Origin of the sequence: Microbacterium sp. KR10-403 (genome assembly GCF_040196215.1) — a bacterium.
Lineage (GTDB): Bacteria > Actinomycetota > Actinomycetes > Actinomycetales > Microbacteriaceae > Microbacterium.
The window spans coordinates 90571-103527 of record NZ_JBEGDC010000003.1 but is presented as its reverse complement, the minus strand read 5'-3'; the positions used below and the strand labels follow the sequence as shown (position 1 = coordinate 103527).

Sequence of the window (12957 nt, the reverse complement as noted above, 5' to 3'; positions counted from 1 at the left end):
ATGACCGTCCGGCAGATCCGTCTCTTCGGCGACCCCGTGCTACGGGGGGAGTGCGCGCCTGTGGACGAGCTCGACGACGGCGTGCGTGCGCTGGTCGACGACCTCGTCGAGACCGTGCAGCTGCCCGGTCGTGCGGGCGTCGCCGCACCGCAGATCGGCGTGGGGCTGCGCGCCTTCAGCTACAACGTCGACGGTGAGATCGGGTACGTGCTCAACCCCGTGCTGGTCGAGACGTCGGGCGAGCCCGAGCACATCGGCGAGGGATGCCTCTCGGTGCCCGGTCTCTGGCATGACGTGCTGCGCTACCCGCACGCGAAGGTCACCGGCGTCGACGTCGACGGCAACCCGATCGAGGTCGAAGGCGACGGGGTGCTGGCCCAGGCGCTGCAGCATGAGACCGACCATCTCGACGGCATGCTCTACATCGATCGGCTCGACAAGGCCGAGCGCCGCGTCGCCATGCGCGAGATCCGCGAGTCCGACTGGTTCTGACCCGCCGCTGCTTCCCGGGCCGCCGCATCCACGCCTCCTTCGGGCAAATTCACATGAGTTTGTCCCATGCACATCAGACCGGCGGCGGTTTGACGTGCATGAGACGGTTCGATGTGCAGGGCGGGCTGAGCAGCGGTTCCTCCCCAAGCGGTGAGTCGGCGTGGGTTCTCCACCGATCTGCCTGGATGCTCCGACGCGCTGCTGCCGGTCGCGAACAACGCCCTTCGCGCGTGCACGTGCTGTGCATCGGCGAAGGGCGGTCGTCGAGCAGCCCCGATGTCTTTCGCCACCTGACCTTCAGGTCCGCATCGATGGTCCTGATGACGCGTTCTACGTCGTCGACATCGACGCGGAACAGTGGCGGGCGGAGTTCGACGGCAATGGCAAGTACCTCGACAGCGACCTGCGAAACGGCGCGTTGATCGAACAGGTCATCCTGGCGGAGAAGAAGCGTGAGGACTGGATCCGTGCGCGCACCGATCGGGTGACGGTGCACCTCGCGGATGAGCACGTCCGCACGGTCGACGCGTGCGTCCGCCGTCTGGCCGAGTACGGCATCCCACCGCCTCGACGGCGTCCTTCGCCCGATCCGGGGCCGCCCGCGCCCGACTGTTGAGCGTCGACGTCGTGCGAGTGCACGTGAGTCTGTCCCCTGAACACGAAACCGGAGGGCGGTGTGATGTCCATGGGACAGACTCATGTGAATTTGCTGGACCAGCGAGGGATGGGGTGGATGCTGCGGGCCCGAACCCGCCGCGCGCGACCGGGCTACTTCAGCGAGACGTTCGTGGTCTCCACCGGCACGTTGTAGATCTCATCGATCGCCCCGGCGAAGTCCTTGAGGATCGCGTGGCGCTTGATGCTGAACTTCGGCGTGAGGTGGCCGCTCTCCTCGGTCCACTCCGTCGGCAGGATCGTGAACTTGCGGATCGACTCGGCGCGCGAGACGAACTTGTTCGCCTCGTCGATCGCACGCTGCACCTCGGCGCGCACGTCGGGGTCGACCGCGGCCTCTTCGAGCGTCATGTCGGCGCGCAGTCCGTTGTTGCCCAGCCAGGTCGGCAGCATCTCGGAGTCGAGCGTGATCAGCGCGGCGATGAAGGGGCGCTTCTCTCCGACGACGACGACTTGCCCGACGATGGGGTTGGCGCGGATCGGGTCCTCGAGGATCGCGGGGGCCACGTTCTTGCCGCCCGCCGTCACGATGATCTCCTTCTTGCGGCCGGTGATCGTGAGGAACCCGTCGGCGTCGAACGAGCCGATGTCGCCGGTGCGGAACCAGCCGTCGTCGAAGGCGGCCGCGGTGGCCTCGGGGTTCTTCCAGTACTCGCGGAAGACGTTGATGCCCTTCACCTCGACCTCGCCGTCGTCGGCGAGGCGCACCGAGACGCCCGGCAGGGCGGGGCCGACGGTGCCGATCTTCGTCTTGGTGGGCAGGTTCACGGTCGCGGGCGCCGTGGTCTCGGTCAGGCCGTAGCCTTCGAGCACCTTCACGCCCAGGCTCGCGAAGAAGTGTCCGAGTCGCTCGCCGAGCGGCGCAGAGCCGGAGATCGCGTAGACGACCCGACCGCCCATGGCCTCGCGCAGGGTGCTGTAGACGAGCTTGTCGAAGATCTTGAACTTCACCCCGGTCCAGAACGGCACCTTGGCGCCCGACTCGACGAGCCGCGAGTGCTCGATGGCGACCTTGGCGGCGGAGCGGAAGATCTTGCCCTTGCCGCCCGACTCGGCCTTCTGCTCGGCGGAGTTGTACACCTTCTCGAACACGCGCGGCACGGCCAGTAGGAAGGTCGGCTTGAACGACCCGAGTGCGGGCAGCAGCTGCTTGGTGTCGGGCTGGTGCCCGGTCTTCACGCCGGCGTGCACGTCGAGGATGGAGATGAAGCGCGCGAACACGTGCGCGGTCGTGATGAACAGGAGCGTGGATGCGCCCGGGGTCTCGACGACCTCGCGCAGCGAACGCGCGGAGTTGCGGGCGAGCTCGACGAAGTTCGAGTGCGTGAGCACGCAGCCCTTGGGGCGTCCGGTCGTGCCGGCCGTGTAGATGAGGGTCGCGATGTCGTCCGCATCGGCGATCTGGCGACGGCGCTCGATCTCCTCGTCGGCGACCGATGCACCCTTCGCCCGCAGTGCGTCGAGCGCACCCTCGTGCATACGCCAGGCGACGCGGATGAGCGGCAGGTCGGCACGGGCCTCTTCGAAGCGCTCGGTGTGCTCGGGCAGCTCGGTCAGGCATGCGATCGCGCCGGAGTCGGAGAGGTCCCAGTGGATCTGCGCGGCCGAGCTCGTCTCGTACACGGGCACCATCACTGCGCCGGCGTAGAAGAGCGCGAAGTCCACGAGCGTCCACTCATAGGTGGTGCGGGCGACGAACCCGACCTTGTCGCCGGGCTCGATGCCGTCGGCGACGAAGCCCTTGGCGAGCTCGATGACCTGCCGGCGGAACTCGGCGGCGGTGACATCCCGCCATCCATCGCCGTCGGGAACGGCGAAGAGGGCCAGATCCGGCGTCGCCGCCACGCGCTCCTCGAGCAGATCGGTGATGTTCTCGTTCGGATCGGCGGGGACGATCAGAGGGGCGTTGAACTCGGCGGCGGGGGTCATGCCGGCATCTCCTTCGGTACCGTTCGGGTAGTGCTGTGCCCTGAGTCTAGCCGGTGCCGCTGGGCGAGCCGCCTGAGATTCAGTCTCACGATTCACGATACGCGATGTCGTGGCCGGCGCAGACCGGCGAAGCCGGGGGGAGGGATGCCGCCGGGCGGCGCTCTCCCGCTGGGTAGACTCGTCCACCGGAGGGAGGGCCATGTTCTACTGGCTCATGAAGTACGTGGTGATCGGCCCGATCGTGAAGGCGATCTTCCGCCCCTGGGTCGTCGGGCGCCGCAACGTGCCGGCCACCGGCGCGGCCATCCTGGCCAGCAATCACCTCTCCTTCGTCGACTCGGTCTTCCTGCCGCTGATGATCGACCGCCCGGTCGCCTTTCTGGCGAAGAGCGACTACTTCACCGGCCGGGGCATCAGCGGCTGGGCCACGCGTCTGTTCATGAAGGCGACGGGGCAGATCCCCATCGACCGCTCGGGCGGCAAGGCCTCGGAGGCCTCGCTGAACACGGGCCTGCAGGTGCTCGGCCGCGGTGAGCTGCTCGGCATCTACCCGGAGGGCACGCGGAGCCCCGACGGGCGTCTGTACCGCGGCCGCACGGGCATCGCGCGCATGGCGCTGGAGGCCAAGGTCCCCGTGATCCCGGTGATCATGGTCGACACCGACACGATGATGCCGATCGGCACGACCCTTCCGCGCATCGTGCGGGTGGGCGTCGTCATCGGCGAGCCGCTCGACTTCTCGCGCTACGCGGGCATGGAGAACGACCGCTACATCCTCCGCTCCGTGGTGGACGAGATCATGGTGGCCCTCCAGCGCCTCGGCCAGCAGCGCTATGACGACGTCTACGCGTCGACCGTGAAGGACCGCCTCCCGTCATCTGCGAAGGGCTGAGCACGCCCGGCGGATAGACTGGAGGGATGCTGCAGCACCTCGACGCGCTCGATCACTGGCGGACTCTGCCCATCAAGCAGCAGCCGCTCTGGGATGATCCCGACGCGGTTGCCGCGGCATCCACCGAGATCTCCGCCATGCCGCCGCTCGTGTTCGCCGGCGAGGTCGACAACCTGCGCGAGAAGCTCGCACGGGCCGCCGCCGGTCAGGCGTTCCTGCTGCAGGGCGGCGACTGCGCCGAGACGTTCGCGGGCGCCACGGCCGACAAGATCCGCAACCGTATCAAGACGGTGCTGCAGATGGCCGTCGTGCTGACCTACGGCGCCTCGATGCCGGTCATCAAGATGGGCCGCATGGCGGGGCAGTTCGCGAAGCCCCGCTCGAGCGACACCGAGACGCGGGGGGATGTCACGCTGCCCGCCTACCGCGGCGACATCGTCAACGGCTACGACTTCACCGAGGGGTCGCGCCGGGCGGACCCTCAGCGGCTGCTGCGCGGCTATCACACGGCCGCGTCGACGCTGAACATCATCCGGGCGTTCACGCAGGGCGGTTTCGCCGACCTGCGCGAGGTGCACAGCTGGAACCAGGGGTTCGCGCAGAACCCGGCCAACCAGCGCTACGAGCGCCTGGCTGCCGAGATCGACCGCGCCATCAAGTTCATGGGGGCCGCCGGCGCCGACTTCGACGAGCTCAAGCGCGTCGAGTTCTACACGGGCCACGAGGGCCTGCTCATGGACTACGAGCGCCCCATGACCCGCATCGACTCGCGCACCGACCTGCCGTACAACACCTCGGCGCACTTCCTGTGGATCGGCGAGCGCACCCGCGACCTCGACGGCGCGCACGTCGACTACTTCTCGCGCATCCGCAACCCCATCGGCGTGAAGCTCGGTCCCGCCACGACCCCCGAGACGGCTCTCGCCCTCATCGACAAGCTCGACCCCGAGCGCGAGCCGGGCCGGCTCACGTTCATCACGCGCATGGGCGCCGGCAAGATCCGCGACGCGCTGCCGCCGCTGCTGGAGGCGGTGAAGGATGCCGGAGCCACCCCGCTCTGGGTCACCGACCCCATGCACGGCAACGGGATCACGACGCCGACCGGCTACAAGACGCGCCGGTTCGACGACGTCGTCGACGAGGTGCGCGGGTTCTTCGACGCCCACCGCGAAGCGGGGACGTTCCCCGGCGGCATCCATGTCGAACTCACCGGCGACGACGTCACCGAGTGCCTGGGTGGTTCCGAGCACATTGATGAGGACACGCTGGCGACCCGCTACGAGTCGCTGTGCGACCCGCGCCTGAACCACATGCAGAGCCTCGAGCTGGCGTTCCTGGTGGCCGAGGAGCTCGAGAAGCGCTGAGGCGCGGGCCGGCTCCCGGCCGGACGCCTCAGAACGAACCGCTGATCTTAAGCTCGATGGTCGTGCCGGCCGCGCACAGCGTACCGTCCTCGTTGCAGGTCGATCCGTCGACGGGGGATTGGGCCGTCACCTTGGTGACGCCATTGATGACGGCATCCCAGAATCCGTTGTAGGTGACCTGGAATCCGGCCCGGGACAGCGTCTGCTTCGCCTCGTCGCGCGTCACGCCTGTGACGTCGGGCACCTCGAATAGCTGCGGCCCCTTCGACACGACGAGCGTCGTCTTGTCGCCGGGGCGCCAGGCGCCGCCGCCGTCGCGGTCGGCCATGCTGATGACCGTGCCCTTCGCCGCGGAGTTGCTGTACTCCTCGGAGTGCGAGGTGACGGTGATGCCCTTCTCCTTGAGAGAGGCGACCGCGTCGTCCAGCGACATGCCGATCACGCTCGGCAGCTGCCCGAGCGAGACCGACAGCGTCGCCGAGTCGCCCTGGTGCACGGTGCAGCCCTTCGCGCAGTCGACGTTCTTGCCGCCGTCGGCCGGGTGCACGACGGCGCCGATCACGGTGCCTTCGTCGTCATCGGTGTAGAAGGTCTTGTTCTCCTCGACGACCGTGATGTGCTGCGCCTCGAGCGCGTCACGCGCGGCTTGCTCAGTGGTGCCCTTGAGCGTGTCGATGGTCGCCTCGGCCGGCCCCAACGACACGGTGACGGTCACCGTGGAGTCCTTGTCGAGGCGCGTGTTCGGACCGGGATCCGTCGAGATCACGCGGCCCTCTGCGACGTCGAGACTGTTCTCACCCGTCTTCTTCGCGACCAGCTGCTGTTCGGCCAGCAGCGCCTTCGCCTGGTCGAACGTCTTGCCGGCCACGGTCGGGACGGTCACCTGCGACCCGGGCCCCGAACCGAACCAGAGCCCGACACCGGCTGCGGCGGCCGCCAGCAGGATGACGATCGCGAACAGCCACCACCCCTTCGTGCGGCGCCGTGAGGCCTGCCGCCGCAGCCTCGTGCTGTTGTCGTCGCCCTCCACCGGGGTGTCGACCTCCACGCTGGGCGGCAGCACCTTCGTCAGCTCGCCGGTGTCGAGATGGTCGGATGCCGCGGCCCCCGCCACGGCGAGGGTGCGCTGCACCTGCGGCGCGATGCCGAGCTGCTGCTCGATCTCACGCAGCCGCGCCAACATGACCCCCGCGTCGGCGGGACGCTCGTCGGGCGACTTCTCGGTCGACCACAGGACGAGCTCGTCGAGCTGCTCGGGAACGCCCGGATTGCGCACGCTCGGACGCGGGACGGACTCCGTCGCGTGCTGGAAGGCGATCTGCATGGGCTGCTCGCCCTTGTACGGTTGCTCGCCGGTGAGCATCTCGTACAGCATGATGCCCAGGGCGTAGATGTCGCTGCGGGCGTCCGCCGTGCCCCGGGTGACCAGCTCGGGGGCGAGGTAGGCGATCGTGCCCAGCAGCATCTGCCCGCTGCCGGTGTTGGCCGTCGTCGCGCGGGCGAGACCGAAGTCGCCGATCTTGATGCGGCCGTCCTCGGCCAGCAGCACGTTCTCGGGCTTGACGTCGCGGTGCACGATGTTCGCGCGGTGCGCCGCCGACAGGCCGGAGAGCACCGCGTCCATGATCGTCACCGCCTGCGCGATGGTCAGCCGCCTCTGTTCGCGCAGCAGCTCGCGCAGCGTGATGCCGGGCAGGTACTCCATGACCAGGTAGGCCATCTCGCCTTCCTGGCCCTGGTCGAAGACGTTGACCACGTGCGGGTCCGCCAGGCGCGCGGCCGCACGGGCCTCCTGGATGAACCGGCTCTGGAAGACGGCGTCGTCGCTGAGGTGGCTGTGCATGACCTTCAGCGCGACGCGACGTTCGAGTCGCAGGTCGGTGGCGACGTACACCGTGGCCATGCCGCCACGGGCGATGCGCGCGCGAACCCGGTATCGGCCGTCGACGAGACGCCCGATGAGGGGATCGGCTTGCGCGCTGGTGGTCACCCTGGAAGTCTACGGAGAACCGGACGGCACCCCGCGCAGCGGCTCACTTGATCGCCGCGAGCCAGGCGAATGCGGGCTTCTCCCATTGCGCGTATCGCGTGGGGTAGGCGGAGATCTGCACGGCCTGCGCGGCCTCGGTGAAGCTCATCTTCTGCCACCCGGCGATGTCGAGCAGGCCGTTGGTGCGCGATCCGTTCGGATCGGAGGGCCCGCCGAAGAACGCGCGCGTCGCTCGCTCCGCGTCGCGCACCTGCGCGGCGGTGCCCCAGCCGGTGCTCGGCCGCTGTTGGAACAGCCCCAGGGAATCGCGGTCCCCGTAGTCGAGGTTGCGCAGCCCCGACTCCTGCATGGCGGTGCCCAGAGCGATGGCGATGCCCCGGTCGGACACCCCGAGCTGCCGGCCGACCCGCACGATCAGTCGGGCGTTCGCGGCCTGTTCGGTCGACAGGCCCGGGATCCCGCTGGTCGGGATCTTGATCGACTGCCCGGGATAGATGATCGAGCTGAAATCCATGCCGTTCGCCTTGAGCAGCGCGGCCACGCCGACGCCGTGCCGCGAGGCGATCGCCGACATCGTGTCGCCGGCGCGCACGGTGTAGCGCTGGCCCGGCTGGACGGTGCCGCCCGATGTGCTCTTCGTGCTCTGCGCGGCCTTCTTCTTCGTCGATGAGGAGGAAGAGGTGGATGCCGCGGCCGCCGCCGTGCCGGGCACGGAGAGCTTCTGGCCCGGGTAGATGATCGATGACCACCGCAGCCCGTTCGCGTTCAGCAGAGTCTGGGTGGACAGGCCGTGGGCGCGGGCGATGCCGCTGATCGTGTCGCCGGCGCGGACCGTGTATGCGCGCGATGCGGTGGCCTTCTTCGTGGCCTTCTTCGCCACCGAGGCCTTGGCCGAGCCCGACGGCGGCGTCAGGCGGATCTTCTGACCGGGGTGGATGACGGTGGAGTGGCTCAGTCCGTTCCATGACAGCACGTCGGCGGTCGAGAGTCCGTAGTGCCGGGCGATGCCGAAGATCGTGTCGCCGCGCACGACGGTGTGGGTCGTCGGCGTACGCCGGGCGGCTTCGCTCAGACCGGCGGCGGCCACCGCGGCGGCGAGAGCGCCGTCCAGTCCCGACACGCGAGCGACTCCGTCGATCTGCTCCGCACGTTCGGGGGTGGTCGGCGCCTGCCGAGTGCGCACCTGCTCGGCACGGTTCTCGGCGTGTGCCGCCGGCGCCGCGGCCAGAGACAGTGCGAGCGATCCCGCGATCGCGGCGGGCAGGGCTGCGGTGGTGGTACGACGAATGACGCTGTGCGGATGTGGCACGAGTTTCCCCCCTCGGTGACCATCACACCGTGTCACGGATGTGCATTGGTGTCAACGAGTGATATTGGTGCGAATGGTGTGATTGGTGTGAAAGATGTGATCACACGACAGAGTGCGGACAGCATGAGATAGTGGCCTGGTGACCGGTGAGAACGCAGCATCCACTCCCATCGAATGGCTGACCCTGCCCGACCTCGCCGAGGCTCTCGACGAGAGCCTCGGGCGCGTGCGCAGCCTCATCGACGACCGGCAGCTCGTCGCGTCGCGCCGCGAGGGGCCCGCGAAGGTTCCCGCGGCGTTCATCGTCGACGGTGCGCCGCTCGGCTCCCTGCGCGGGACGCTGTTCGTCCTGCATGACGTCGGGTTCAGCGATGACGAGGCGATCGACTGGCTGTTCGCCCCGGAGGACACGATCGGCATGCCCCCGATCGAGGCGCTGCTGCAGGGGCGCAAGAGCGAAGTGCGCCGCGTCGCGCGTGCCCTGGCCTGACCGTCAGGACGAGCGCACGGCCGCCGCACGGGCGAGATCGCGCAGTTCGCTGACGGCGGCGTGGCCCAGCCGTGCGCCGGCGAGGGAGCGATCGGCGTCGAGCGTGTAGGCGGCGATGAGCTGCTCCACGCGGGCGAGCGCCCCGGTGTCCTGGATCGTGCGCTGCAGCGACGCCACCTGCGCGTCGTCGAGCGCCGGGTCGCCGAGCAGTTCGTCGACGACCGCGCGGGTGCTCGCCGGCAGCGTCTCGCGCGCGTACGCGATGAGCACGGTCCTCTTGCCCTCGCGGAGATCATCGCCCGCCGGTTTTCCCGTCTCGGACGCGTCGCCGAACACGCCCAGGACGTCGTCGCGCAGCTGGAAGGCCATGCCCACGGGATGCCCGAACCGCGACAGCGCATCGAGCTGGGCCTCATCGGCTCCGGCGAGTCGCGCCCCGATCAGCAGCGGCTGCTCGACGCTGTAGCGCGCGGACTTCAGCGATGCCACGCGCAGAGCGCGCTCGGCGTGCTCGGTGTCGGGCGCGGTCGCGTGCGCGGATTCCTCGGCGATGTCGAGGAACTGGCCGATCGTGACGTCGCGGCGCATGACCCCGTATTGAGAACGGGTGGATGCCGCGATCTCGGGGGAGGCGCCCGACAGCGCGCGCTCGAGCAGGTCATCGCTCAGGGCGACCAGCAGATCGCCCAGCAGCAGGGCGCCGGCACGGCCGAAGGCCACGGCGTCGCCGCTCCACCCGGCGGCCTCGTGCGCGCTCTCGATGCGACGGTGGGCGGACGGGCGACCGCGGCGGGTGTCGGAGTTGTCGATGATGTCGTCGTGCACGAGCGCGGCGGCGTGGAAGACCTCAAGGGCACCGGCGGCGCCGAGCACGGCGTCGGGGATCGGCGCGGGACTCGGCCCCGACGCCTCCGCCACGGCGCGGTATCCGGTGATGCAGAACCGGGCGCGCAGGCGCTTGCCGCCGGTGACGGCCGCTGCCGCGGCATCCATCATCCGGCCCGCTTCGGCACCGTAAGAGCCCGTCTGCGCGCGTTGCGCCGTGAAGAAGGCTTCCATCTGCTGGGAAACGGCCGCAACCGGGTCGGAGGGGGATGCCACAGGCCTAGCCTAGTGATGACAGCCACGAGTAGACTCGTGGGAAAGAGTTCACCCGAGGGGGATGCATGCCACTCTCCGAACAAGAGCAGCGCCTGCTCGACGAGATGGAACGCCATCTCATGCAAAACGACGCCGACGTCGTGCACGCGTCGCGCGATGGCCGCACCCTCAGCTACCGCAACATCGTGTACGGCACGGTACTCGTGCTCATCGGCCTCGGCGGCCTCATCGCCGGCGTCGCCGTGCCGCTCGCTGTGGTCGGGGTCATCGGCTTCGTGCTGATGCTCGGCGGGGTCGTCCTCGCCGTGACGCCGGCCAGGGGGAGCAAGGGGCCGCGCGATCGCACGACACCGCCGAAGAACGACAAACCCGCGTCGTCGTTCATGGACCGCATGAACGACCGGTGGGACCGCCGGCAAGAGGAGCGCTGAGAGCAGCCGCCGCAGAGAAGAAGACACAGACACCGACCTTCGGGTCGGTGTCTTTTTTTGTGCCCGGGCGAGGGCGGAGAACGCGTCGGGGGAGCGCCGGGGGAGGAAACACGCTCGAAGTGGTAGTGAAGTGGAGGATAGTGGAGTAAAGTGGCGTGAAACCTCACGGGGGGCCGGACGAAGGGGGGTGATCGGCGATGTTGCTCGGGACGTACACTCCGAAGCTCGACGACAAGGGCCGCGTCATCCTGCCGGCGAAGTTCCGCGATGACCTCGGAGCCGGTGTGGTCGTCACCCGCGGGCAGGAGCGCTGCCTGTACGTGTTCGCCACCGACGAGTTCGAGCGCATCCACGAGCGCATCCGCGAGGCGCCCCTGACCAACAAGCAGGCCCGCGACTTCCTGCGCATGTTCCTCTCCGGAGCCAGCGCCGAGAAGCCCGACGGCCAGAACCGCATCACCCTCCCCGTGCCGCTCCGGTCGTACGCCGGCCTGCAGAAGGAGCTCGTCGTCACCGGCGTCGGCGCCCACGCCGAGATCTGGGATGCCGACGCCTGGAACGCGTACGCCGAGAGCAACGAGGAGACCTACGCCGAGATGGAGCAGGAGGTGATTCCGGGACTGTTCTGATCCCTGTTCGTGATGCCCAGCCGCTCACGCCCTGACGCACTTCCCCGGCGCCAGGTCAGAGCGGATGGGGATCAGGATCCGGGAACGGAGCCCACCCGCCGATCATGGACATCCGCGACATCCACACTCCGGTGATGCTCGAGCGCTGCGTCGAGCTGCTGGCCCCCGCCCTCGAACGCCCCGGCGCCGTGCTCGTCGACGCGACACTCGGCATGGGCGGGCACACCGAGGCGTTCCTCGATCGCTTCCCAGACCTCCACGTGATCGGCCTGGACCGCGACACCGATGCGCTGCGCATCGCGCAGGAGCGCCTGGCCCGCTTCGCCGGCCGCGTCACCTTCGTGCACACGGTCTACGACGGCATCGCCGACGCGGTGGCCGGCACCGGACGCGACGGCGTCGACGGCATCCTCTTCGACCTGGGCGTCTCCTCCCTGCAGCTCGACGAAGCCGAGCGGGGCTTCGCCTACGCGCAGGACGCGCCGTTGGACATGCGCATGGACCAGTCGGCCGGCACCACGGCCGCCGACGTGCTGGCCGCCTACAGCGAGGGCGAGCTGCGGCGCATCTTCGAGCGCTACGGCGAGGAAAAGCTCGCCGGCCGCTACGCCCGCGCCATCATCGCCGCGCGCAGGACGGCGCCCATCGAGCGCTCCGGGCGCCTCGTGGAGATCCTCACCGAGGCCACACCCGCCGCTGTCGCCCGTGCCGGGCACCCCGCCAAGCGGGTGTTCCAGGCGCTGCGCATCGAGGTCAACGCCGAACTGTCGGCGCTCGAGCACGCGATCCCCGCCGCCCTGGGCACCCTGCACGTGGGCGGCCGCATCGTGGTGCTGTCGTACCAGTCGCTCGAAGACCGTCTCGTCAAGCGGGCGCTGGCCGCGGCATCCACCTCCACCGCCCCCGCGGGTCTGCCCGTCGAACTCCCCGAACACGCCCCCCGATTCCGTCTGCTGGTCAAGGGAGCCGAGCAGGCATCCGACGACGAGCGCGCACGCAACCGCCGTGCCGCGCCCGTCCGGCTGCGCGCCGCCGAGCGCGTACGCCCCGATGATGCCGAGGAGAGCGCATGAGCAGCCAGGCAGCCACCGCCCGCCCGCTGTCCGCACCGAGCGGACGGCCCCAGTCCCGGCCCGAACGGCGGCTGCGGGCACTCGAACTGCCCGCCTTCCGTCGTCGGCCGCGGATGCTGTACGGCCTCGTCGCCGTCGCCGCCGCGCTCGCGATCGTCGGCGCGCAGATGGTGCTCTCGGTCATGTCGACGCAGAGCTCGTATGAACTGGCGCGGCTGAACTCCCAGCACCGCGAGCTGACCCTGCAGAAGCAGGTGCTCGACGACGAGCTCACCGGGCTCAACTCGCCGCAGTACCTCGCCGCGAACGCGTCGGCGCTGGGCATGGTCGTCGACAAGACACCCAGCTACCTGCGGCTGAGCGACGGCAAGATCCTCGGAACGCAGAAGGCGGCGTCGTCGACGTCCGCGATCACCCTCGGCAAGGGTTCGGTCGCCAACGAGCTGATCGCCGACACGCCGCTGGTGACGGATCCGGGTGCCACGATCGCCGGCGATGAGAAGAACACGAAGACCTCGACCACGGAAAACGTGACACCCGTGCCCGTGACCGACGGTCTGCCCACGGTGCGCACACACTGAG

13 protein-coding genes are annotated in these 12957 nt (G+C 69.3%); 9 read left to right on the top strand and 4 right to left on the bottom strand.

Features of this window, described 5'->3' with window-relative positions:
- Both def and ABMQ42_RS07215 read left to right on the top strand, forming a co-directional pair.
- On the top strand, positions 1-492 hold the full coding sequence (gene def / locus ABMQ42_RS07220) for a peptide deformylase (protein WP_349722207.1): 492 nt from the start codon (positions 1-3) through the stop codon (positions 490-492).
- A 160-nt stretch (positions 493-652) separates the two neighbouring features.
- A complete protein-coding gene (locus ABMQ42_RS07215) occupies positions 653-1108 on the top strand; it encodes a hypothetical protein (protein WP_349722206.1) in 456 nt (151 codons plus the stop codon).
- Positions 1109-1260: 152 nt separating this feature from the next.
- Here the strand turns inward: ABMQ42_RS07215 and ABMQ42_RS07210 are convergent, their stop codons facing one another.
- The gene (locus tag ABMQ42_RS07210) at positions 1261-3096 is read right to left on the bottom strand and encodes an AMP-dependent synthetase/ligase (protein ID WP_349722205.1); all 1836 of its coding nucleotides are present in this window, start codon (positions 3094-3096) and stop codon (positions 1261-1263) included.
- A 199-nt stretch (positions 3097-3295) separates the two neighbouring features.
- Here ABMQ42_RS07210 and ABMQ42_RS07205 point away from each other — a divergent pair, with 199 nt between their 5' ends.
- Both ABMQ42_RS07205 and ABMQ42_RS07200 read left to right on the top strand, forming a co-directional pair.
- A complete protein-coding gene (locus ABMQ42_RS07205) occupies positions 3296-3988 on the top strand; it encodes a lysophospholipid acyltransferase family protein (protein WP_349722204.1) in 693 nt (230 codons plus the stop codon).
- Positions 3989-4014: 26 nt separating this feature from the next.
- Positions 4015-5352 (top strand): class II 3-deoxy-7-phosphoheptulonate synthase, encoded by a 1338-nt coding sequence (locus ABMQ42_RS07200; protein ID WP_349722203.1) that lies wholly within the window; start codon positions 4015-4017, stop codon positions 5350-5352.
- Between the two features lie 28 nt (positions 5353-5380).
- Here the strand turns inward: ABMQ42_RS07200 and pknB are convergent, their stop codons facing one another.
- Both pknB and ABMQ42_RS07190 read right to left on the bottom strand, forming a co-directional pair.
- Entirely contained in the window at positions 5381-7342 is a 1962-nt protein-coding gene (gene pknB, locus ABMQ42_RS07195) for a Stk1 family PASTA domain-containing Ser/Thr kinase (RefSeq protein WP_349722202.1), read from the bottom strand.
- Between the two features lie 43 nt (positions 7343-7385).
- Positions 7386-8651 (bottom strand): LysM peptidoglycan-binding domain-containing protein, encoded by a 1266-nt coding sequence (locus tag ABMQ42_RS07190; RefSeq protein ID WP_349722201.1) that lies wholly within the window; start codon positions 8649-8651, stop codon positions 7386-7388.
- A gap of 139 nt (positions 8652-8790) precedes the next feature.
- Here ABMQ42_RS07190 and ABMQ42_RS07185 point away from each other — a divergent pair, with 139 nt between their 5' ends.
- Positions 8791-9141, top strand: coding sequence for an Rv2175c family DNA-binding protein (locus ABMQ42_RS07185; RefSeq protein WP_349722200.1), 351 nt, complete (start codon positions 8791-8793; stop codon positions 9139-9141).
- A gap of 3 nt (positions 9142-9144) precedes the next feature.
- On the opposite strand, the gene ABMQ42_RS07180 is transcribed toward ABMQ42_RS07185, so the two are convergent.
- Entirely contained in the window at positions 9145-10200 is a 1056-nt protein-coding gene (locus ABMQ42_RS07180) for a polyprenyl synthetase family protein (RefSeq protein ID WP_502884659.1), read from the bottom strand.
- 107 nt (positions 10201-10307) lie between these two features.
- Between ABMQ42_RS07180 and ABMQ42_RS07175 the strand changes: the two genes are divergently transcribed.
- From ABMQ42_RS07175 to ftsL, 4 genes are all read left to right on the top strand, one after another.
- Positions 10308-10673 carry an SCO2097 family morphological protein gene (locus tag ABMQ42_RS07175; protein WP_349722197.1) on the top strand — a complete coding sequence of 122 codons (366 nt, stop codon included), beginning with the start codon at positions 10308-10310 and terminating at the stop codon, positions 10671-10673.
- Positions 10674-10870: 197 nt separating this feature from the next.
- On the top strand, positions 10871-11302 hold the full coding sequence (gene mraZ, locus ABMQ42_RS07170; protein ID WP_349722196.1) for a division/cell wall cluster transcriptional repressor MraZ: 432 nt from the start codon (positions 10871-10873) through the stop codon (positions 11300-11302).
- A 104-nt stretch (positions 11303-11406) separates the two neighbouring features.
- Positions 11407-12375, top strand: coding sequence for a 16S rRNA (cytosine(1402)-N(4))-methyltransferase RsmH (gene rsmH / locus ABMQ42_RS07165; protein ID WP_349722195.1), 969 nt, complete (start codon positions 11407-11409; stop codon positions 12373-12375).
- Complete coding sequence (gene ftsL / locus ABMQ42_RS07160) at positions 12372-12956, top strand: cell division protein FtsL (RefSeq protein WP_349722193.1); 585 nt, start codon at positions 12372-12374, stop codon at positions 12954-12956. The genes rsmH and ftsL overlap by 4 nt, the downstream gene beginning before the upstream one ends.
- The last annotated feature ends 1 nt before the right edge of the window (position 12957 follow it).

What these genes read in the sequence shown, in the direction of transcription:
- ABMQ42_RS07180 (WP_502884659.1), bottom strand. Translation starts at nt 10,200, where the DNA reads ATGGAAGCCTTCTTCACGGCGCAACGCGCGCAGACGGGCTCTTACGGT.
- ftsL (WP_349722193.1), top strand. Translation starts at nt 12,372, where the DNA reads ATGAGCAGCCAGGCAGCCACCGCCCGCCCGCTGTCCGCACCGAGCGGA.
- ABMQ42_RS07210 (WP_349722205.1), bottom strand. Translation starts at nt 3,096, where the DNA reads ATGACCCCCGCCGCCGAGTTCAACGCCCCTCTGATCGTCCCCGCCGAT.
- rsmH (WP_349722195.1), top strand. Translation starts at nt 11,407, where the DNA reads ATGGACATCCGCGACATCCACACTCCGGTGATGCTCGAGCGCTGCGTC.
- ABMQ42_RS07175 (WP_349722197.1), top strand. Translation starts at nt 10,308, where the DNA reads ATGCCACTCTCCGAACAAGAGCAGCGCCTGCTCGACGAGATGGAACGC.
- ABMQ42_RS07205 (WP_349722204.1), top strand. Translation starts at nt 3,296, where the DNA reads ATGTTCTACTGGCTCATGAAGTACGTGGTGATCGGCCCGATCGTGAAG.
- def (WP_349722207.1), top strand. Translation starts at nt 1, where the DNA reads ATGACCGTCCGGCAGATCCGTCTCTTCGGCGACCCCGTGCTACGGGGG.
- ABMQ42_RS07200 (WP_349722203.1), top strand. Translation starts at nt 4,015, where the DNA reads ATGCTGCAGCACCTCGACGCGCTCGATCACTGGCGGACTCTGCCCATC.
- mraZ (WP_349722196.1), top strand. Translation starts at nt 10,871, where the DNA reads ATGTTGCTCGGGACGTACACTCCGAAGCTCGACGACAAGGGCCGCGTC.